Origin of the sequence: Rhodococcus globerulus (assembly GCF_019334125.1) — a bacterium.
Taxonomy (GTDB): Bacteria; Actinomycetota; Actinomycetes; order Mycobacteriales; family Mycobacteriaceae; genus Rhodococcus_F; species Rhodococcus_F globerula.
Window position 1 is genome coordinate 6,296,526 of record NZ_CP079698.1, and the last position, 22,376, is coordinate 6,318,901.

Genomic DNA, 22,376 nt, shown 5'->3' on the forward strand with positions numbered 1-22,376 from the left:
GCACACACCGGCCTGAACTGCGGTCATGAGCACTCATGCCGGCCGCGTTCCCACCGAGTATGCCGAAGCCCGATCACGCACGAGCGCGAGGTAGTCCCCGGAGAGGTTGTACGCCATCAGAGCCTGCTGCCACCCTGCGGCTGTGGTCAGGTCTCCCCCGCGGGCACACAGATACCGCGCCGCGGTGAGGGCGGCGTCATCGATATTGTCTGGATCGATACGACCGTCACCGTTGGCGTCGACGCCCCACTTCAACCAGGTTTCCGGGATGAACTGCATCGGTCCCATCGCGCGATCGTGGACAGAATCTCCGTCCATGGTGCCGCCGTCAGTGTCGGGAATCTCGGCTACGCCCGGCCCACCGTCGAGTGGTATGCCGCGAATGATCGGACTGACTTGACCCACGGCGTCTACCGCTGAGCCGTCGTACGTTCCGTGACGGCTTTCGACGCTCCCGATCCCCGCGAGGGTCGTCCACCCGATCCCGCAACCGGGCAACGTCTCAGCCATCACGGCGGCGGCGTACCCGTAGGCCGTGAGCGCTGTCGTACCGATTCCGACGTCACTGCTCAGTCCGGCGGCCCAATCACCGAGTTGATCTGCGCTGCGGCCGGGTGCATTGATGTCGATCGGCGGTGTCGGCAAGCCAACGCCCGGCGGGATTCCTTCGGGAATCGCGATCTTCGGTTCGTCGGATCCACACGCTGCAATACCCACTCCGGCAAGCACCGTTCCGGCAGCTATCGCGGCGACGACGCGCACGACGCGCCGGGGTCTCGAGGTCTTGGCAGTGGTTCGGTACACCCCTCCATCATCCACACGAGTCGACTGAACACCCGAATTTGATAGTAAAGAGAATCAAAAGGCCTGGTCAGGGTGTGGATAGCAGCCGCAAGGTGGAGTATCTTCATCGGAGTTAAGGCTGTCCTACTTTTGGCCGATTCCGTGAAGCTGCCGAGCTTCCTCCAGTTAAGGAGCATCCGTGCCCGTGTCGGTACTCGCAGCGTCGAGCAGTCCGTCAGTTGCCACGCAGCTATTCGGCAGTGGCCTGATCGGTCTCCGCGAAGGCCTCGAAGCCGGCATCGTTGTCATGATCCTGGCCGCCTACCTCGTCAAGGCACAGCGGCGGGACGCACTGAAGTGGGTGTGGCTCGGCGTTTTTGCCGCCGTGGCGATGGTCGCGATCATTTTCGTTGTCATCCACTACGGAACATCCACCGTCGACGGCCTTACCGCGGAAGTCATCGCCGGAATTGCGTCACTGATCGCCGTGGTGATCGTGACTGCGATGGTGTTGTGGATGCGAACCGCGGCCAAGACCATCTCCGGCGACCTCAAGGCCGGAATGGAAAAGGCCCTCGTCGCCGGACCGATCGCAATCCTGACGCTCGCATTCTTTGCTGTCGGCCGCGAAGGCGTCGAGACGGCACTGCTGATGGTCGGGTACGCCGAGAACACGGCAGGCAGTTCCTGGCCACTCATCGGATTGCTGCTCGGCATTCTCCTGGCCGCCATCCTGACCGTCGCCATGTACTTCGGGGCGCTACGTCTGAATCTCACGACGTTCTTCCGCTACACCGCGATCTTCCTCATCGTCGTGGCCGCCGGAATCCTCTCGTACGGCATCCGCGCCCTGCAGATCGGGAACGTCCTGCCAGGAGCCGAAAACATCGCCTTCAACCTCACCCCGGGCTACGACCCGTCCACGTGGTACGGCACTGTCCTGGCCGGCATCTTCAACTTCCGCCCTGACCCGACGGTTCTGCAAGCGACCGCGTGGGTCGTGTATCTCGTCGTCGTGCTGGCGCTCTTCCTGCGTCCGCAATCGTCACCGGCACCTGCCATCGCTGCATCGCCGACCACTTCGTCCGAACCGACAGAATCCTGAAAGGCACTTCCAACGATGCGCAAATCCACTCTCGTGCTCGCGACAGCCGCGGTACTCCCCTTCTCACTTGCCGCGTGCACCGAGAAGTCGACGGCAAGCGACGGCGACGTCATCGTCACTGCCACCGATGATTCGTGCGACGTCAGTGCCACCACGGGTACGACGGGCAAGTCGACGTTCCAGGTCACCAACAACGGCACGAAGGTCACCGAGTTCTACGTCTTCGCCGAGGGTGACCGCGCGATGGGCGAGGTCGAGAACATCGGGCCCGGTCTGACGCGTCAGCTCATCGTCTCACTCCCCGAGGCAGCGACGTATCAGCTTGCGTGCAAGCCCGGAATGGTCGGAACCGGTATCCGACAGGACTTTGTCGTCACCGGCGATTCGCAGGCAGCCACCGACGAGAGTGGCCAGCTCGCAGAAGCAGCAGACGGGTACCGCCGATACATCCGCAGCCAGATCGTGGCACTACAGGACACCGCCGCTCAGTTCGTCGCAGCCGTTCAGTCGGGCGACATCGAGCAGGCAAAGGCGCTGTTCCCGATCACTCGCACGTACTACGAACGCATCGAGCCCGAGGCCGAGAGCTTCGGTGAGCTCGATCCCAAGCTCGACTTGCGTGAGGCAGACCTGGAGCCCGGCCAGGTCTGGACCGGCTTCCACCGCCTCGAGAAGGATCTGTGGGTCACCGGTCTGCAGCCCGACACCAATGCCGTCGCAGATCAGCTGCTCGTCGATATCCAGTATCTGGCTGATCAGGTAAACGCCGAAGACTACTCGGTCGATCCCACCAAGATCGCCGGCGATGCACAGGGACTGCTCGACGAGATCTCGACATCCAAGATCACCGGCGAAGAAGACATCTTCTCGCACACCGACCTGTGGGACTTCCAAGCCAACGTCGACGGCTCCCAGGCTGCGATCGCCGCTCTGAACCCGATTCTGCAGGAACGCAATCCCGAACTTGCCCAGCGCATCTCGGATCGATTTGCCGACCTCGACGCAGCGCTCGCGCAGTTCCGCGTCGGCGACGGATTTGTCTTCTACGACACCGTCACCGAAGCTCAGCGCCAGGAACTTTCACGTAAGATCGACGCTCTGTCCGCAGAGGTCAGCCAGGTTCAGGAAGTAGTTGCGGGACAGTAATGACTGATGCACCAGAGGGCACACCTAGCCCGGAAAATCCGACACCGCAAGGACTCTCACGGCGCAAACTGTTCGGCGCCGTGGGAGCCGGTGTTGCCCTCGCTGGTGCCGGTGCTGTTGTCGGACGGGTCACCGCTGACAACAGTTCCAGCACCGACAACTCCGACGTGGTGGCTTTTCGTGGTGACCATCAGGCCGGCATCACAACGCCCGCCCAGGATCGTATGCACTTCGTCGCGTTCGACGTGACGACGACGTCCCGCGACGAACTGATCGCTTTGTTGCAGACCTGGACCACAATGGCCGAGCGAATGACAAAGGGTGAGGAAGCAACCGAGGACGGTGCAACCGGTGACGGCCCGTATGCACCGCCGAGCGATACCGGCGAGGCACTCGACCTTGTTGCCTCACAACTGACTCTCACTATCGGTTTCGGACCGTCACTGTTCGACGACCGTTTCGGACTGGCTGACAAGAAGCCTGCTGCGCTACTGGACCTTCCGCATTTTCGGGCCGACAACCTCGATCCGACGCGCAGTGGCGGCGACATCGCAATCCAGGCGTGCGCCAACGATCCCCAGGTCGCGGTTCATGCCATCCGCAACCTCGCGCGCGTGGCCTTCGGAACGGCGTCGGTCAAATGGTCGCAACTAGGATTCGGGCGAACATCCTCGACGTCCACGACACAACAAACTCCGCGAAACCTGTTCGGGTTCAAGGACGGAACCGCCAACATCAAGGCGGAGGATCCAGCGCTACTGAGCGAACACGTCTGGGTCGACGGCGCCGACGATCAGGAATGGATGGCGGGGGGATCATTTCTGGTCGCCCGCCGCATCCGGATGCTGATCGAGCAATGGGATCGCACAGTCCTCAAGGAACAGGAAGCCGTCATCGGCAGGTCGAAGCGCAGTGGCGCTCCGCTCGGCGGAAAGGACGAGTTCGACGAACTCGATCTAGACTCGAAGGAAGGCCACGACTTCGTCATTCCCGAGGACGCACATGTCCGTCTGGCGTCTTCCGAAGAACTGGGCGGAATCCAAATCCTGCGGCGCGGATACAACTTCACCGATGGTTCCGACGGGCTCGGTCACCTCGACGCCGGCTTGTTCTTTGTTGCGTACTGCCGGAACCCTGTCGAGCAGTTTGTTCCGATGCAGCAAAACCTCTCCCGGCACGACGCGCTGAACGAATACATCCAGCACGTCGGTTCTGCCGTCTTCGCCTGCCCCGGCGGACTTTCAACAGGAAGTTATTGGGGCGAAACACTGTTTTCGAGCGAATAGACCGGGAAAAATCCCGATACCATACTTGGAACCAAACTGCACGTTATTACTATATCGAAATTATAACAATTCCGAACGATCGGGATTAAACCGACAACTCGAACTTACGATCTGCGCATGACAATTTCATCGATCCTTCGCACTTCCATAGTTTCAACAACTCTGGCAGTGGCGGCGATTACGCTGTCGCCCTTGGTATCACCGACAGCTGCGGCGGACCGCTTCACGGTCTACGCCTACGACGAGTTCAACGGTCCTGCAAATTCAGCTCCGAATCCAAACATCTGGCGTTACGAAACCGGCGGAGGCTGGGGAAACAACGAGAAACAGGTATATACCGATTCTCGCGCGAACTCCCGTTTGGACGGACAAGGCAATCTCCTGATTCAGACCCAAAAAGTTGGCAATACGATGACTTCCGCAAGGCTGGGGACTTACGGCAAGGTCGACTTCACCTACGGGCTACTCGAAGCAAGAATCAAACTGCCCGCGGGGAAGGGCTTACATCCGGCGTTTTGGACGCTCGGAACGAACCTGTACTCAGCAGGCTGGCCCGGCTGTGGTGAAATCGATGCCATCGAAACCATCAACGACGCAACGACATACACGAGCGCGGTCCATGGTCCGAAAAAATCAAGCACGAGAGTAACCGGCGTGTGGGATCGGAGCGTCGGTGGAACCCGCCCTGGCACCGACTTCACGGCATTTCACACCTATGGCATTCTGAAACGACCTGGTCGGATCGAAACGTACATCGACGGTGTCCGAATGCTGTATCTCGACAAGTCCCAAGTCTCCGGAGCCGAGGCATGGGTATTCGACGCCCCCGCATATACCTTGCTCAACATCGCGATTGGCGGAGACTGGCCTGGCGCAGTGAATTCCACGACCCCATGGCCAGCTACCATGACCGTGGACTACGTCCGATGGTTCCACGAAAACTGACTGGCGCCCACACCTACGTGGTAAGCGGACAAATTGCAGTCGATCCCTTCGCGGAGAAACACAACATTCCCGGAATCAGTAGGGATCGACTGCTCTCACGCGCACATCCTCTCCATGCGAATACCACTATGCTGCAAAGGATAAGCACGAGTTCCAACTACCGAACTCAGCGAAAGTAGCGGATCCAATCGACAGTCATCGTCGACACATCCGATGTGGTGATGTCTGTCGGACCTGGCCATTCACCGCCGACAGCGATATTCATCAACACGTAAAAAGGCTTGTCGAATACCCATTTGGCGCCCTCAGGTGCCTCACTACGCAAGTAGTCACCAACAACGACCCCGTCGATGACGATGGAAATCGAGTCAACAGTTCTCATCACCTCGTAGATGTGAAAGTCTTCGGAGGCATCACTGCCCAGTGGTCCGTCGGACGACATCTTCCATTTGCCCTCGGAATGTGCGGCCGGATCAACCCACGGCCCGTGCACGGCATTGTGAAACTCTGCGCCGTCATGGACCAACTCCATGATGTCAATCTCGCCACTTTCTGGATATCCAACCGTTTCAAGATCCTCACCAAGCAACCAGAAGGCGGGATGAATCCCCGGGGACATAGGAAACTTGATGCGTGCCGCGAGTGTCCCCTCGGTAAACGTGAACTTGTCCCTGGTCACGATTCGCGCCGACGTGAATCCTTTGTCCGTACGACGCGCTTGCAGTACAAGATTGCCGTTGCCATCCAGCGAGGCGTTATCGACGGAATCGGTATAGACCTGCTTCTCCTGGTTTCCCCAACCACCACCCCCGACATCGAAGCCCCACAACGCCGGATTCGGCGGTTGTCCTGCCGCTCCATCGAATTCGTCGGAACCGAGTGCCCCCACCATCATTCGCATCTCCGGACTTCGCGTGACGTCGTTTACGCAGGAGGTGACAAGGAGCAGTGACGTGAGCGAGAGTACGACACCCGAACGCACGGCGACCGCCGAATTCCTACTCATTTCATAGCCTTTCGATATATCTCGATCACCCGCTCAGCTCGTGCCGAAGCCTCGTGATTCTGTGACACCGTGTCGTGTGCGCGTTCTACCAATTGTGTTCGGAGATTACCGTCCGATACCAGCGAGAGAACCTTTCTAGCAATATCGGACGCGTCACCCGGCGTAGTCAACAGACCGTTTTGACCGTCGACCACGTAGTCGAGAAAACCGCCGGTCCGACTGGCCACCACAGGAGTTCCGACCGACATGGCTTCAATCGCGATCATCCCGAACGGTTCTCGCATCGAAGGTACACACAAGATGTCGACTGACCGTAGGATCTCGGCAACGTCGTCACGCTGACCGACAAACCGGACAGCACCTGGTAGCAACGCCTCAGCCAGCCGCCGAAGTCCTGTGGCGTAGTCAGCATTCCCGTCTGTTGGTCCACCAACGACAACTAAATGCACGTCTCCTCCGACAGAACGGATCTCGGACACTGCCTCGATCAGCGTTTCGATGCCCTTCACCGGATCCATTCGACCGACCACCGCAACCAGCACAGAGTCCGGCGAGTTGGTCAATTCTGCTCGCACCGATCCGCGACCGGGAGTAAAGATCGCCGTGTCGACCGCCTGTGGGACGACACTCGCCTTCCGCTGTGCCCGAACCGACAGTTGTTCCAGTGCGGCATTGCTCACGGCAATCGACGCGGAGGCACCCCGCACCGCTGCACTGAGCAACGAGCGCCCTCTCCCCTCGTTGAGGATGTCATGAATTTCGAGCACCACCGGCGTTCGTGTCAATCGACCCGCCGCAACACAATCCAGATGGGACAGAAGAGAATTCGAGTGAATTATATCCGCGCGCAGCGCCTGTCTTCGAAACGCCGAAATCCACGATGCGGATCGCGGAATCTGAGACAACAACGCAGAGGCCGGCGCGGATCCACCCGACGAATCACGCAAACCCACGCGTTGTTCATCTGGCATGCCCACAAACTCGAGGCCCATGGCCGTCCACGCCCGTTCGAGTCCGCCCCCGGCAGGAGCTGCCATCACGACGTTCACACCGCGTTCGCGGAGGTGCGGAAGGAGTCGAATGACGCTGTGCTCGATACCAGTGACGTCACGAGTCAGGGTAGATGTCACGACCCGGAGGGTTCCGTCAGCCACCGTCCCCACCTTTCTGCAGGCTTGGCGCGCGCTCGAATACTACAAATCCGTTGCCCTCGAGAAAGACATGCCATGCGGGATCCGCCCTCATCCGGGTCTCGAGATTCGGCAGTGCATCCTCCGGGGACAAGCCGAAATACCAGTTGTAGAAAACCATTTGATCGGAGATCGCAAAGTACGTCGCCCGGCTTTCGGCCACGAAGTGCTCGTTGAATGTCGAATACTCTTCATCGGTATTGAAGTCCACCCCGTAGAACAGCGTCGAAGCCTCAGGCTGAATATCGAATTTCGGGTCGACGCCAGCAAGCCTCAAATAGGCTTGTGTCGGCCGGTCGGGCCACGCAGGCGACAGAGCCCTCAGCACACCGTTCGGATCGGCGGTTTCCAGGACTTCCGACGCTGCTTTCACAACTACAGGCTTGGTCAGATAGGCAAACCACGCGCCGAAGTATGCCTCTGACGACGACAAGGTCGCGCCCAGAAGCATGATGGCGACAACTATCATCTTTGTGCGCGGCACTCGCCTTGCGCGGAGCATCCAAGTGAGCGGAAATGCCAATAGCAGGCAGCACCCCACCAGGCAGTAGAGGTATACCCGGAATATCGCTTCCCCGCCGTAGCCTTGCCCAGCCAGAATCGCCAACGGCGCAAAAGCGATGATCACCAAGGCGAATACGGGTAGCTTTCTGCGCCACATGATGATCGCGGTGACAGCCGATGCCGCCAGCAAACCGACGGTCAGTAGGCGCATCGTCAAACTCGCAAAGGACTGTCCGGGGGTAGGAGTGAGACTCGCCCCGGCCAGATTGGACTTCGCATTCGACGCCAGATCAAACGAGAACTTGGCGAAATCTCCTGCGCTGTCCCAGTTGTATACGAGGAAACCGACTGCGACGCTGCCAAACACGAACATAAGCCACCAAGGCCGGAACATCCGAGAGATCGTCAGCGCTCCGATGATCAACCCCATCCAGTACGGAGTCAGTTGATGCGTGACGACGATTGCGCAGAAGATGACGACCATCACGAGGACCAGGTTTGGGCGATCTCTGGATGCTCCGACGAGCGTCAGGAAGGCAAGAACGAGTATCATCGCGAGCGATTGCGGCGCAAAGTAGTCCTGTGCAACCCAATTGAGGACCTCGAACAGGAACGTCGCGGAGATCGCCGTCGGTACATCGAGTCGCCACGCCCGCCCCATACAGTAGAAGAACACGACCATGAGCAAATGCGCACAGATTGCGAACCAGTTCGCGATCGTGATGTCGGGGACTCCTGTCACCCGCGAAAACCACGCTGTCGCAGTAAAAAGCCCGGGCCAACCGTTGTACACGTCAACCCCACGAGCGAGAAAGTGACTGCGTTGGATCAGGTCGGTCACACCGAGGTGTTTGTAGGTCCATGTGTAGAGCGGAACGTCCGATGCAATGAGTGTGGCTGTCCGTTGTATCAGCGCAATCACAATCACGGCTGCGAAGGACGACCGGTTGTTCCGTCGGTACATTGCGACGACAAACCCGATCACGGACAGGACGATCGATACCACGAAGAAGGGAGAGGCCGCGAATAGCAACCCGAAATCGGAGGGTTCCGCAGTGGATAGCGATGGGGTCGAAATCCACCAACTCGTCACGGCCGCAGCAAGAATCGACCACGAGATCCGGTCACGGCTTTGGACTGCCGGTTTTTCGATGACAGAAAGCACATCAGTCGGGTCACCGGATGAATCGACTGGTGCGGCACCTACAGGTTTCTCCAAGATAGTCATGACCGTCTGCGCAGCGTAGGAATAGACACCGTCATCTGCGGACGTGCGACGAGAAGGTACACGCGTAGTGACGCCAGAACTACTGTTACAAGGCTGGGAATCACTAACTGCGAGAAGGGGTAATACTCCTCGATCGTTGTCATGAACAGCGTCATCAGAACGATGATCGAAATACCCAGCGCAGGAACAGCTGCAGTCCGCACGTACCCGGGTTGATTCGGATAGAAGGACATGATGGCAGCGCCTGGTCCCACTATGACAAAGAAGAGAACCAGCATTCCGCTGAGAGTTCCAGTCGCGCCCATTATCGCGGCCAGCAGGCCACTGACACCGCCAACCACTCCGAGGGCGGCAAGCTTGTGTTCACCGGTAGGGAAACGATTTTCAATCTTCTTGACCAGGTGCGTAAATGGACCGGATAGGTGCGGACCTCGGATTATCGGGCTCGAGCGGACATCTTCGCCGGCGGATGCGAGGGGTTTACTCTTCAGGCCTGCGCGGCGAGAACGAATCAATGCGGCGGGTCCTCGCAGAACTGCCCACCGCTCGAGCTTGGGCAGTCTGTCGAGATCCGGAGTCAGAGGTACTCGGCCTGCAACCGGTTTGGACACTGCGCCAAAATGTCTAAGCCCTTTGACAGAGCGACTCGCCAACATCAAGGCCGTGCGCGGGTTCAGCATCAGTTTCGTGATCCATGCCCCCAATCCGAGTCCGTAGTCCGCCATCTGCTTGTCGAGGCCTGCGTTGTCGATCCGGTGCCTGTGCCACACACGCGCAGCAGGTTCGTAAACCAACGCTCCGCCACTGAGAAGTATGCGCACGAACATGTCGATGTCCTCGCCGCCGCCACAGGGCGAACCCACTCCGAGTCCCTCGTCGAATCCGCCGAGTGCAAGTACCGCGGAGCGACGTACTGCGAAGTTCGCGCCTGTTCCGAAGTTTCCCACTTCGAAGGGGAACAGCGGATCAGCTGGTGGTGGCGCCGCCATCCGATACGTCTTCTGCACCAAGTTCTTCGACCAACTGACGCGTCGGTCGAAGTACGCTTGCGCAGCCGTCGAAACTTCACCTGTTGGCACGAGCCCGGTAACCAACTGGACGTCGTCGGCCACAGCAAATCCACCGACTATCCCGCGGAGCCAATTACGGTCGATCACGACATCGTCGTCGGTGAACGCGACGATGTCATGGGTGGCGGCTGTCAATCCGATATTGCGTGCCTTCGACAACCCTCGTTCGGGCGCGCCCACCAACCGGATTCCTTCGAATTCTGCAACCACAGGCGGTGTCAGACCCGACGACGGATCGTTATCCACCACCAGGACTTCGTAGCTGCTGTAGTCGAGGTCCGCAAGCGAATTGAGTACTTCCCGAAGCAGTTCCGGTCGATTCATGGTGCAGATAATCAGCGTCACCAGCACTTCAGGAAGGGGCGGGGAAGCTACGGCGCCGGTTTGTGGCAACAGATCCAACGCCTCTCGGGACCTGATCACTCCGTCCGCCACGTGCACTTCGACAAAAGCCGACGATCCATTCAGACGAGACACCAGGAGTCGAGCCCGGATGTAGCGGTGCCCGCCTGCGAGTGCTACGAAGGGCGCAGCGAGTAGCTCCCATTCGTCGACCTGTCCAATCCAGATCGCACCAGCCCATAGTTCGATGTTCGGTGTGGGCGCCATGACAGGTTGTAGGATCGTGATCCCGTCGGATCGATGATTCTGCACCACAATCTCTTTCGTCATATCAGCGGCACTTGCATTGCCGGAGTTGTCATCGCGATTCATGCCATCAAACCTCATACTGAAATACCCGTTTTCTTATCGAATCCCGACGCCGCGCTACGCCGAATACCGCCGCGATACTTGCCGCTGCCTGCGCGATACCAACCGTGAGCGCAGCACCCACAGCTCCCCACAAATGGCAGGCGAAGGGCAAAATTGCCATCACAACAGCGGCGAACAGACCGTTGATCACCACAAGCGGGCCGATCTCGCGTCGTGCACGCTGCAACGCCGACCACACGACGAACATCGTCCGCAACAACGATCCGAGTGCGAGCAGCACAACTACGAGTTCCGCGTTCAGATCGAGATACTCGGGATTGAGAATTCCAAAGATCACGGGCGCCGCCAGCGACAGGAGAATGCCTCCCACCGCTACCAGGACCGAAACACGAACGAACAACACCAGCGCCATCTTCGAACCTTCACGGGGGTTCTTCGACGCGTGAACCACGAGCGACGTTCCCATCGCAGAACCTACGAACTCCAGTGTTTGAGCGATGCTCATCGACAGAGAGAAGACCGCACCCTGCACAGGCCCCGCGTATGCCGTCACCAGGAAGGGCATCAGCAGAATGACACCGATTCCCATCGCCTGCGTGGGCACCGCCTGCTTGCACATTCGGACAACCTCGGTTGCCGCTGCCTCTGCCGTCCACGTTCCTTGGCGTGCACTCGCGGTGCGCTCCGACACGATGCGCCCGATGAACACGCGCATCGCCACCACTGCGACCCCGCCTACCAACACTGTCGCCATGACAATCGGTTGCCAGTTCGCCAACCACACGAGCAGCAGAAGGACTGCGATTCGGCCCAAACTGACGGCGCCGTTGACCAGTGGTTGTCTCCGTGCTTCGTCCAGGCTGGTCAATGTGCTGTTCTGCAGAACGAACAGTCCCCAGACGATTACTCCCGCGAATACCATCGCAGCAACGGGGATCGAAAATCTGACCTCGGAAATGAACACCACGGCTGCGCCCGCTGCGATAATGCCTGAAGGAACGGACAATAGGTAGAAAACCCGCAGACCGCGTCGATACACTGACGGTAATTCAGGGCCAGCTGCCGGCATCATCGAGTTGAACACGTCGCCAACACCCGTCCCGATCACCATGGCAGGTGCGGTTACCAATGCCAACAATGCGGTCATAACGCCAAGTTGCGCGGGCGGCAGGATCAGCGCGGCAATAGCCCAAAATCCCATTCCCAGAGCAGCATTGATGACTTGCGCGGATGCCATCGACGCTGCATCGGAATAGATTCGTGGTCCGTCCGCCATCACGACGGCCCTGGAAACCGTGAGCGCCGAAGGCCGATTGCAGTTGCTGATGCAGCACCCAGTCCCGCGGAACCAATTCCCGCCATCAGCGCGGCAGCCTTGGACGCCGACGCATTTCGGCCACCGGCATACCTTCTGACGCCCTGGGTCAAGACGGTTCGAACGTAACTACGCTCGTCGGAGAGTTCGTCGGAATTGTTCTCGTCGTGACGAAGTTCGACCTTTCCCTTTCCTTCCGAGTAACAGCGCCTCAGAAAAAACCGGAAGGTGCTCCTGTGTTGCGGAATTTCGTGATCGATCACGGCAGTGGGCACGTAGATCCAGTGAAAATCCTGACCGTGCTCCGACATTCTGATGCATAGATCGGTGTCTTCTGGTTGAGACCGATTTCCTTGCTTGCCAAACCCCACTCGAAAGCCACCGACCGCGCGGAAGACCTCGGTTCGGACCGCCATGTTGCCGCTCCACACGTTTCGCACCCTCGAGGTAACGACCGGCATTCCGAGGAACGACTCTCCGACAACCCAACCGAACTCGTCAGGGAACCAGTTCGGCTTGGCCGATGCCCAGACCGCGCGGTACCGACCGCCGGTGCCCACAACCGCCCCGTCGACGAACGGCGCCATTAACGCCGCCAACCAATCGCGCTCCGCGATCTCGTCATCGTCGAGGAAAGCCGTATACGGCGTAGCCACAAGTTCGACACCGGCATTGCGCGCACCCGACGCTCCTCCTGGACCATTCTCATATGACACAACGGAGATTTCGGGCAACTCACGTCGAAGCCGCTCCACGAGTTCGGGATTGTGATCGACGGCAACGATGATCTGGTCCACTGGTACGGACTGGGCGACAACCGATCGAACTGCGTTCGTGATCCCATGCCAACGCGCCATCGAGTAGCAGGCGATCACCACACTGACAGCTGTGGACACCCGATCCACGCCAGCCGTCGACGCGCAGCCTTGTCGAGCACTGTCATTTTGTGTGAGCACGATCACCCCTCTGGACTCTTTGCCGACTGAACTTCGAGGCTCTTCACAGGCAAATCACCCAATTTCTGCCCGGAATCGGGTCGGGCACAACGCCCTCAACACCTCAATAAGCAAACTATTGGTTTGTTTGTCTGGTTTAACACCCTCAATCTCCCCGTTTAAGGTGTCACCACAACATACCCCAGTAATGTTCCAGCGATCATCTTTGCAAAGTCGGGTACAACCGACTGGTGACCTTTCTCAGATGGATAGGCTGGGCCATGTTGGCTGTAACCGGCGGGCTGCTCCTACTTCGATACCTTCCACTCCGCCACCCCGGTCTGATCTCGCTCGTCGTCGCCGTGCCCTACTTGCCGTTCGTGATGCTGCCGGCGACGGTCGGGCTGCTGGCAAGCCGCGAGTGGATCGGTTCGGCCATCGGCATCACCCTGATCACACTCACCCTCGGCACTCAACTCACAATCCCCGGATCACCCCCTCCCACAGGGGACCAGCTACGAGTCCTGTCGATTAATGTCGCCAAGGGAACTGCCGAGTCACAATCGACACTGACCACGGCACGCGAACAGAATGCGGACATCGTCGCCATTCAAGAGTTGACACCAGCCTTCCAACAAAGGCTGACCGAGGGTGGGATCAACGACGCTTTCCCTTATTCCATTGTTCGAGCTGGCCAGGGAGCCACCGGCACCGGACTTTGGAGCAGGATTCCCCTCGCTCACACCCGAGAGTTGGATAACTTCGGATTCGCGTGTGTCGCCGCTACCTTCGAATTCGACGGTGCCATGTTCGACATCGTCGCGACCCACATCACCGCGCCCGTCCAGGATCAAGATTCCTCCGCATGGGTCTCGGACCTCGCGGAAATCAGCAATGTGATCCAATCGAATCCGTACCCCACAATCATCGCCGGCGACTTCAACTCGACGTTGGACCACAAACAGTTCCGCGATGTACTTCACCTGGAAACCGCGGATGCTGCTCGACAAGCCGGACGCTCGTATGCAACAACATTTCCGGCCGACTGGTCACTTCCTCCGTTCACCGCACTCGACCACATCCTGGTACCGAAGCCCCTTCGCGCTACCGATTTCCGAACGGTGCGCGTGACGGGATCCGACCATCTCGGAATCGTCTCCACCTTGTCATCGCGGGGGTCCCGCTGACACACTGCTGCGCAACCGAGGCAATCATTCAGCAATGTTAAAACAAACCTGTATATTGTTTTCCGTAGGTAAAAAGTCATCGAGTTTACGGGCGATTACGGCATCGACATCTCCAGTATCGAGTGCGGGTTCGCTGTCGATGGCGACATGACGAGGCACAGAGGACTCACATGCTGTCAGCTCGAGCAGACGATCGATCCGGTTCACCATCCCGCGCGATGGAATCCCGATCGATGGCGCAGAATCAGCCTGGTCCCACCGGTCGGGTGACGTACAAGATTCACCCGGTTGTCGGCGGTGGAAAGTTCACCACGTGGTTCGGTCCCGAGACCGCTCCACTACTCGGCACTCTTCATGTTCCTGCGGGGGGTACAGCGCGCGGAGGGGTCGTGCTGTGCCCCCCTGTCGGGAAAGAACACGTCGATTCCTACCGTGGCCTCGTCTTACTGGCACAAAAACTATGCGCGCAGGGCCATCTCGTGCTCCGCTTCGACTACTACTGCACCGGCGATTCTTCGGGGGAGCAAACCCAGGCAAACGCGGTCGAACTCTGGGAGTCCAGCGTTCGCGAGGCGGCCGGATATCTTCGCCGGTGCGGAACCGACACGGTGACCGTTCTCGGACTTCGCGTCGGTGCGCTGGTAGGTGCGCGAGCGGCAGCTGACATCGACGGGGTCAATGCACTTGTCCTGTGGGATCCGGTGGTCTCCGGCCGCAAGTTCCTGCACCGACAGAAAGCTCTTGTGAGCCTCACGAGCAGGACAGACGCCGAGCAGCAGTATGTTTCACTCATCGGGATGGCTCTCCACCGATCCGCCGCACAACAACTTTCAAATATGGACCTCACATCAACGCCGATCGATTCGTCGGTGCGCGTCCTGATCGCCACCCGTCCAGAACACGCGGACAACCGCGGAATTACACGTTTGGTCGAGCGGACCGACGCCGAGCACTTCGTCGTGGACGAGCAGATCGAGTTCATCGAGCCAGCCGATTTCGCCGTACGAGTACCGGCGAAGACAATCACGTCGATCGCCGACTGGATCGACGCGGCAACCACCCGCAAACGTTCATCCGTGGCAGTGCAGCTTCGAGACTCGGCCAATCTTGTCGACCCCCGGTCCGGAAGAACTGTGACAGAACAGCTTTCACACCGCGGAACCCACAACATGTTCACAATCCAAACGACACCGGCAGGAAGCGCGCCTGGTGGACCGACGCTGGTCGTTTATGGAACAGCATCGGAACATCGAGTTGGCCCCAGTCGCCTGTGGGTAGAACTCGCCCGCGCGTTGGCTGCTCACGGCGTCAGTACCATTCGCTTCGATCGCGCGTCAACCGGCGAAACCTGGCCTGCTGACGATCACGAGATCAGTACAATCTACACACCCGAACAACGAACAGACGCGGTTGATGTGGTCGAGCTTGCTGGCGCACCAGCCGGGAATCTTATTGTCGCCGGACTCTGCTCGGGATCCTGGAGCGCAGCGATCGCTGCGGCCGAAGTCGGCGCTCGTCACGCAATACTCGTTAACCCCCTGCGATGGACTACACGCCAGATTGAGTTCACTCGAAGTCACGAGCTCGCAGGCGATGTCCCAGGAAAGCGATCTCTGGCACTCCGCGCGCATGATGCTGCTGTCCGCTTCAAGGACGTCATACGAGATCGACTCCCCTATCGCCTATGGCTTCAGTTGGGACAAATCGGTCTGGTCCAAGTGCCAGAGGTGCTCCTGCGCCCACTGAGCATCGCCGGCGTGAATGCCACTGTGCTGTTGTCACCTGGTGATCACCGATGGTTCTTGGAGAACCGCGGACCCACCGGACTCTCCCGACTGCAACAACTTCCGGGATCGGTAGACACACGATTACTCCCCGCAGGCGATCACCCACTCATCGGTTACCCGATCCGGGAATCTGCGCGAGCCGAAATGACATCTGCAATTCTTGACGCATTTGGCATCCGCGAAACCACCCTGCCCAATGAACCTCAAGACTTCGCTAACGCCGTCGGAATCGCCCGCTGATTCCGGACAGAAGTCCAACACCACGGAACTGTTGGCATGGGCACAGACCACAGTCTCTGCCGGAGCGAAGATGTTGGTGAGCAGATTGCGGATGGCCGCAGCGGCATCGGCGGTCGGGATCAAATGCACGAAACAGTGGCATGGGACAATATTCACACATTAATAGCTGCGTTCCCGTGAAACGATCCAAGAGGGTGTTTCAAAGCATAAATGAGACGGATGCCCCGCCCTCGATCGAACTATGGGCGGGGCGAGACGACGCAAATACTTGTTAACGTTTGGTGGACTTTCTGCCTGTGACACGTCGCTCGCTACGAATAGTCCGAAGCACTCTGAACCCGTCGCGAACAGCATTCAGATTGCTCTCACCGTGAATGCGGTCCCGCTCGTAGCTCGGGACTTCTGTGATTTTCAGACCTGCGTTGGAAACACGAACGTTGATCAACGTTTCGATCTCGAAGCCATCCCCCCATTGAGCATCGGGAGCAGCGGTTTCGGGGAGGTCCATGACGGGGATGTGATGACGCCAGAAAGCATTGTAGCCGTAGCAGAGATCGCTGAAGGCTGCGCCGAACTTGATGTTGACGATTCCGTTCAACGCCTTGTTGCCAAGCTTTCGTGAGAACGTGATGTCGTCACTACCTCCACCCAGTGCGAACCTCGTCCCCTTCGCGAAGTCAGCACCGGCAATGAGCGCCGATACGAACAGAGGGATTTCAGCCGGATCCGTAGACCCGTCCGCATCTATCATCACGACGATGTCCGATGTTGCGGCCAAGAATCCGCACGCGAGTGCGTTGCCTTTTCCTCGCCGAGTCTGCGTGACGATCGTGGCCGTCGGCCACAGCTTCCTGGCAACCTCTATCGAATCGTCCACCGAATGTCCGTCCACGAATACGATCTCGTCGATGTTGTCGGGCATCCGCGCTGCAACGTGTGGAAGGTTCTTGGCCTCGTTCATAGCTGGAACTACAACCGTCACACTCGGACGTCGAGGGCTCGTGCCATGTGCCTGCCGGCTTGCTCGGATGCTCTCACTGGTGTCCACGCTCATTGGTACTCATCTCCCCGTTTCGACCCCCGACGGCTTAGACCGCGGATAACGTAGTAATTCTCAAGCAATCACCTTGATGGCCAGCCTGGTTTTGACTGCCCGATGGTGACACTCGACAGCTCGCCCCACCTCTAACGAACTCAACGTCCGGTACCCAAAATCCCCAAATAGGCGTGCACCGGTTTGCGTTTCGAACGTAAACATACCTCAGGTTTGTTTTATTTGCAGCCTAGAATCAACGTGATCCGGCACCCAGTTACGAAATGGCAATCCAAATCATTCAGTGGCTGACAGTCGCCATGCCGCGCTCCAACGATCGAGAGGTGGTGTCAAGCAATCCACCGGGGCACGATCGACCTCGTCGACGTGGTTCTTGACGTACTGCTCCGCCACTCGAAAGCGGTCCGCGAAGCTGAGCGCTTTCATCCGCAGCAACCCGTCGAGGTCGCGCATCTGTGTTGCCATCGCAATCAACTCGACTGGTATCAGTTCCTCCGGGAACCCGGCACGAGACACTCTGGACACATACTGCTCGACCAGCCTGAATGCAGGTTGACTCACTGCGACACCGTCCAATTCGGAGGCGCGTCTCTTCTCTATGGCTTTCATCTCGTCCCACGCACGCTCCTGCGCAGCGACGTCGATATCACCCGACGGATCGGTCGCCAGATGGGGAGTTCGATGAGTCAGTTTTACAATCAGTCCGCGAGCGACGTCGTCGATATCGAAAGCTTCCTCACCTGGTACAGCCTCGGCAATTCGTGAATGAAACAGAACCTGCAACAGTAGGTCGCCTAATTCTTCCCGCAATGTCTGGCGGTCACCGTCCACGATCGCGTCGAGCACCTCGTATGTCTCTTCGAGAAGGTAGCGAACCAACGATTCATGCGTCTGAGCAACTTCCCAGCCCTCATAGCTCCACAAACGATCCATCAGGCGACTTGCCGCGACAAGTTCATCACCTTTGAGTGCTTCAGCTGCGATCAGCCGTGCACCTCGCGCAACTCTTTCGACGGCGCCCTCACCGTTTGGATTCGACGTCACATAGACAGCGGCTCCCGGAACGGACGTCGGAAGTGCACGACGAGTCGAATGTGGCACATCGTCAGCTATTTCGATCGGATCGCGTAGCACGGTCAACGCGTTCACTGGTATTGAATCCGGACGTGTCGCGTCCAGTACGACGACAACCGACTCGTAACTCATGCCTCCATCACCACGGCACTCGCGGCGCGACCGTCGATCGCCAGGATGAAATCGGCAATGTATTGCAGCAATTCCACGTCGCGCAGGCGATCGGAACCCACTCCCCCGGTTCGAGGCAGTGGCAGCTGCACCAAGCCTGTCGTCGCCCGGTACTGCGCGCTCGGATAGATCCGCTTGAGCCTGATCTGCTTGGAATCGGGCAGCGACATTGGCGAGATCTTGAGTTGAGTACCGGTTACCGCCACTTCCTCGAGTTGGTACTCGCGGCACAGCAGCCGCAGCTTCGCCACCGATACGAGTCGACGCACTTCTTCCGGTATCGGGCCGTACCGGTCAACAAGTTCTTCTACGACGGCAGCGATGCCCTCGGAATCCGTTGCGGCAGCAATCTTTCGATAACCTTCGAGACGAAGCCGATCGCTGGTGACATAGTCCGGCGGAATATGTGCGTCGACGGGTAGATCGATGCGAACCTCTTTCGGGCCCTCGTCGGTCGTGATCGGGAGCCCGTCAGCGGCGGCGCGGTAGGCCTCGACCGCCTCGCCGACCAGGCGGACGTACAGGTCGAACCCGACGCCGGCAACGTGTCCGGACTGCTCGGCGCCGAGGACGTTACCGGCGCCGCGGATTTCGAGGTCCTTCATGGCAACGGCCATACCGGCGCCGAGATCGGAGTTCTGCGAAATGGTGGCAAGGCGATCGTATGCCGTTTCGGTCAACGGCTTCTCCGGCGGATACAGGAAGTATGCGTATCCGCGTTCCCGGCTGCGTCCGACGCGACCTCGCAACTGGTGGAGCTGTGAGAGGCCGAGTGAATCAGCGCGCTCGACGATCAACGTATTCGCGTTGGAGATATCGAGACCCGTCTCGATGATCGTGGTACACACCAGGACGTCGAAATCTCTCTCCCAGAATCCTTGAACCGTTTTCTCGAGAGTGTCCTCGTTCATCTGACCGTGGGCGACCACAACCCGCGCTTCCGGTACCAGTTCACGGATTCGCTTGGCAGCCTTGTCGATCGAGCTGACGCGGTTGTGAACGTAGAACACCTGACCGTCGCGCAGGAGCTCACGCCTGATGGCGGCTGCGACCTGCTTGTCTGCATACGCCCCGACGTACGTCAGAATCGGATGACGCTCTTCCGGCGGGGTCAGAATGGTAGACATCTCGCGGATGCCGGCCATGCTCATTTCCAGCGTACGAGGGATTGGCGTTGCCGACATAGTCAGAACATCGACGTGGGTCCGCAAGGATTTGATGTGTTCCTTGTGCTCGACGCCGAATCTCTGTTCCTCGTCGACGATCACCAAACCGAGGTCCTTCCACCGAACCCCGGTCTGCAGAAGGCGATGTGTGCCGATGACGATGTCGATCTCGCCCTCGGCCATGGAAGTGATGATTTCCTTGGAGTCCTTGGCATCGGTGAAGCGCGACAATCCGCGTACCTTCACCGGGAACGACGCCATCCGTTCGGTGAACGTCTGAAGATGCTGCTGTGCCAGCAGAGTTGTCGGAACCAGGACAGCCACCTGCTTACCGTCCTGTACCGCTTTGAAGGCGGCTCGCACAGCGATCTCGGTCTTGCCGTATCCGACGTCACCGATCACGACGCGGTCCATCGGGACGGCTTTCTCCATGTCGCCCTTGACTTCACTGATCACGGTCAGCTGATCGACCGTCTCGGTGAACGCAAAGGCATCCTCGAGTTCCTTCTGCCACGGAGTGTCGGGGCCGAATGCATGACCGGGTGCTGCCTGACGCGCGGCATAGAGCTGCACGAGTTCGCCCGCGATTTCACGAACCGCTTTGCGCGCCTTACGTTTGGTGTTCGCCCAATCGGATCCACCGAGCTTGCTCAGCGCGGGCAGCTCACCGCCGACATAGCGGGAGAGCTGATCGAGCGATTCCATCGGCACGAACAACCGGTCCCCCGGATGGCCTCGCTTGCTCGCAGCGTATTCGATGACCAGGTACTCACGCCTGGCCCCGCCGATGGTGCGTTCGACCATCTCGACAAAGCGGCCGATACCGTGCTGATCGTGAACGACCATGTCGCCTGCGGCAAGTGCAAGCGGATCCACTTGGTTGCGACGCTTGGCCGGCAACCGCTTACCGTCGCCCACTGCCGCAACTCGATTGCCGGTGAGGTCGGCCTCGGTGACGACAACCATTCCGGGAACGTCGCCGTCGCCGTGCAGAACCAGACCGTCGTGCAACGATCCACGCAATACCGAGACCTGACCGCGTGCCGGGACCGCACCTGGCTCAGCCATTGTGGCCGGAACCTCGGCCTCACCGAGTCGTTCGAGGACTCGTTTTGCCGTGCCGGCACCGGCAACAACCACGGCCGCGCGTCCACCCGTGGTCACGTGCGCACGGAGGCTGACGAACAGCTCGGCAAGAAGATCGTCCGACCCACGCACCTGTGGGGCAGGCTGAATCGGGAGTTCGAGTTCTTCACCACTCCCCGATGCCAGCGGGCTGACGGTCCACCACGGACGCCCACCCGCTTCTGCGGATTCGCGCACCTGACGCAGCGACCGGTAGGCAGACGCGCCGAGCCCCGAGTCGCCGCCGGCGAGGATGGAGGTGTCGAGGGGTGCCGCGCCGCCGATGGACGCCGCAGTCCACGACGCTTCCAGGAACTCCTGCCCGGTGCGAACCAAATCCGTTGCGCGGGTGCGCACTTTCTCCGGGTCACAGAGCAGAATGTGGGTTCCGGCGGGAAGAACATCGGAAAGTAATTGCAATTCACCAGGTTTCAGCACCGGAAGCAACGCCTCCATGCCCTCCACCGGAATACCCGCCGAGATTTTGTCCAGCATCTCCACCAGCGAGGCGTCGGCCTGGTTCTCTGCGGCAATCGCGGCAGCCCGATCCCGAACGTCGGGGGTCAACAACAATTCACGGCACGGCGGCGCGATGACGAGGTCGACGTCGATATCCGGTAGCGAACGCTGGTCGGCAACGGAGAAGTAGCGCAGCTCCGAAACTTCGTCGCCCCAGAACTCGATGCGAACAGGGTGATCCGCGGTGGGTGAGAAAAGGTCGAGAATGCCGCCCCGCACTGCGAACTCGCCGCGCTTGCCGACCATGTCGACGCGCGTGTACGCCATTTCCACCAGCCGGACCAGAACCGACTCGAAGTCGATCTCGGTGCCGACGCGCAGTGTGATCGGCTCGATCTCACCCAGCCCGGGGGCCATCGGCTGAACCAGAGAGCGCACGGTCGTGACCACAACCCGCAGCGGCGCACCGTACGAGGAATCGTCAGGACGAGCAAGGCGTCGGAGAACCTCGATACGCCGCCCGACGGTATCCGCGCTGGGCGAGAGCCGCTCGTGAGGCAACGTTTCCCACGACGGGAACTGTGCAACCGATCCGCCGATCATCTCGGTGAGTTCGGCCGTCAGATCGTCGGCTTCACGACCTGTTGCGGTCACCAACAGCACTGGCGTTCGCGATGCAAGCGCGGCCGCGATGAACGGCCTCGCCGGTTTCGGCGCAACGATGTCGAGGGTGGCTCTACCGATCGCCTCGGTCACCGAGGCGAAGGCCGCGTCTGCGAGCGCGGCCTCGGCAAGGCCGGCAAGCGAAGTCTGGGCGGCGGGCAAGGCAGTCAACGAATGCGCTCCTCGGCGGTGACGGCGAGCTGCGGACGAACAACCCGAGCGT

General features: G+C 59.5%; 16 protein-coding genes. 6 read left to right on the top strand and 10 right to left on the bottom strand.

Annotated features, from left to right (window positions below; all coding sequences use genetic code 11):
• Window positions 1–33 precede the first annotated feature (33 nt).
• Window positions 34–744: a lytic transglycosylase domain-containing protein gene (locus KYT97_RS28665; RefSeq protein ID WP_371851326.1), complete on the bottom strand. Its 711-nt coding sequence runs from the start codon at window positions 742–744 to the stop codon at window positions 34–36.
• 244 nt (window positions 745–988) lie between these two features.
• On the opposite strand from KYT97_RS28665, the gene efeU reads away from it, so the two are divergent.
• The 4 genes from efeU (at window position 989) to KYT97_RS28685 (ending at window position 5,265) form a co-directional block, all read left to right on the top strand.
• Entirely contained in the window at window positions 989–1,888 is a 900-nt protein-coding gene (gene efeU, locus KYT97_RS28670) for an iron uptake transporter permease EfeU (protein ID WP_219113185.1), read from the top strand.
• A gap of 15 nt (window positions 1,889–1,903) precedes the next feature.
• Window positions 1,904–3,034: an iron uptake system protein EfeO gene (gene efeO / locus KYT97_RS28675; RefSeq protein WP_045069320.1), complete on the top strand. Its 1,131-nt coding sequence runs from the start codon at window positions 1,904–1,906 to the stop codon at window positions 3,032–3,034.
• Window positions 3,034–4,320, top strand: coding sequence for an iron uptake transporter deferrochelatase/peroxidase subunit (gene efeB, locus KYT97_RS28680; RefSeq protein ID WP_141486309.1), 1,287 nt, complete (start codon window positions 3,034–3,036; stop codon window positions 4,318–4,320). The genes efeO and efeB overlap by 1 nt, the downstream gene beginning before the upstream one ends.
• A 117-nt stretch (window positions 4,321–4,437) precedes the next feature.
• On the top strand, window positions 4,438–5,265 hold the full coding sequence (locus KYT97_RS28685; RefSeq protein WP_245005952.1) for a glycoside hydrolase family 16 protein: 828 nt from the start codon (window positions 4,438–4,440) through the stop codon (window positions 5,263–5,265).
• 166 nt (window positions 5,266–5,431) lie between these two features.
• On the opposite strand, the gene KYT97_RS28690 is transcribed toward KYT97_RS28685, so the two are convergent.
• From KYT97_RS28690 to KYT97_RS28715, 6 genes are read right to left on the bottom strand one after another with little or no spacing between them, the layout of a single operon-like run.
• Window positions 5,432–6,271: a glycoside hydrolase family 16 protein gene (locus KYT97_RS28690; RefSeq protein ID WP_233363441.1), complete on the bottom strand. Its 840-nt coding sequence runs from the start codon at window positions 6,269–6,271 to the stop codon at window positions 5,432–5,434.
• On the bottom strand, window positions 6,268–7,425 hold the full coding sequence (locus tag KYT97_RS28695) for a glycosyltransferase family 4 protein (RefSeq protein ID WP_179300855.1): 1,158 nt from the start codon (window positions 7,423–7,425) through the stop codon (window positions 6,268–6,270). Before KYT97_RS28695 ends, KYT97_RS28690 begins: the two co-directional genes overlap by 4 nt.
• Window positions 7,418–9,193, bottom strand: coding sequence for a hypothetical protein (locus KYT97_RS28700; protein WP_141486311.1), 1,776 nt, complete (start codon window positions 9,191–9,193; stop codon window positions 7,418–7,420). Before KYT97_RS28700 ends, KYT97_RS28695 begins: the two co-directional genes overlap by 8 nt.
• The gene (locus KYT97_RS28705; RefSeq protein ID WP_179300854.1) at window positions 9,190–10,977 is read right to left on the bottom strand and encodes a glycosyltransferase family 2 protein; all 1,788 of its coding nucleotides are present in this window, start codon (window positions 10,975–10,977) and stop codon (window positions 9,190–9,192) included. The genes KYT97_RS28700 and KYT97_RS28705 overlap by 4 nt, the downstream gene beginning before the upstream one ends.
• A 4-nt stretch (window positions 10,978–10,981) precedes the next feature.
• Window positions 10,982–12,214, bottom strand: a complete 1,233-nt coding sequence (locus KYT97_RS28710; protein ID WP_141486313.1) for a lipopolysaccharide biosynthesis protein — start codon at window positions 12,212–12,214, stop codon at window positions 10,982–10,984.
• 38 nt (window positions 12,215–12,252) lie between these two features.
• Window positions 12,253–13,248: a glycosyltransferase family 2 protein gene (locus KYT97_RS28715; protein ID WP_141486314.1), complete on the bottom strand. Its 996-nt coding sequence runs from the start codon at window positions 13,246–13,248 to the stop codon at window positions 12,253–12,255.
• 230 nt (window positions 13,249–13,478) lie between these two features.
• On the opposite strand from KYT97_RS28715, the gene KYT97_RS28720 reads away from it, so the two are divergent.
• Window positions 13,479–14,414, top strand: a complete 936-nt coding sequence (locus KYT97_RS28720) for an endonuclease/exonuclease/phosphatase family protein (protein WP_141486315.1) — start codon at window positions 13,479–13,481, stop codon at window positions 14,412–14,414.
• 218 nt (window positions 14,415–14,632) lie between these two features.
• On the top strand, window positions 14,633–16,441 hold the full coding sequence (locus KYT97_RS28725) for an alpha/beta hydrolase family protein (protein WP_219111423.1): 1,809 nt from the start codon (window positions 14,633–14,635) through the stop codon (window positions 16,439–16,441).
• A gap of 271 nt (window positions 16,442–16,712) precedes the next feature.
• Here KYT97_RS28725 and KYT97_RS28730 read toward each other — a convergent pair whose 3' ends face one another.
• The 3 genes from KYT97_RS28730 to mfd form a co-directional block, all read right to left on the bottom strand.
• A complete protein-coding gene (locus tag KYT97_RS28730) occupies window positions 16,713–17,495 on the bottom strand; it encodes a glycosyltransferase family 2 protein (RefSeq protein WP_095888475.1) in 783 nt (260 codons plus the stop codon).
• A 276-nt stretch (window positions 17,496–17,771) separates the two neighbouring features.
• Window positions 17,772–18,701, bottom strand: a complete 930-nt coding sequence (locus KYT97_RS28735; protein ID WP_095888474.1) for a nucleoside triphosphate pyrophosphohydrolase — start codon at window positions 18,699–18,701, stop codon at window positions 17,772–17,774.
• A complete protein-coding gene (mfd, locus tag KYT97_RS28740; RefSeq protein WP_051730510.1) occupies window positions 18,698–22,324 on the bottom strand; it encodes a transcription-repair coupling factor in 3,627 nt (1,208 codons plus the stop codon). Before mfd ends, KYT97_RS28735 begins: the two co-directional genes overlap by 4 nt.
• Window positions 22,325–22,376 lie beyond the last annotated feature (52 nt).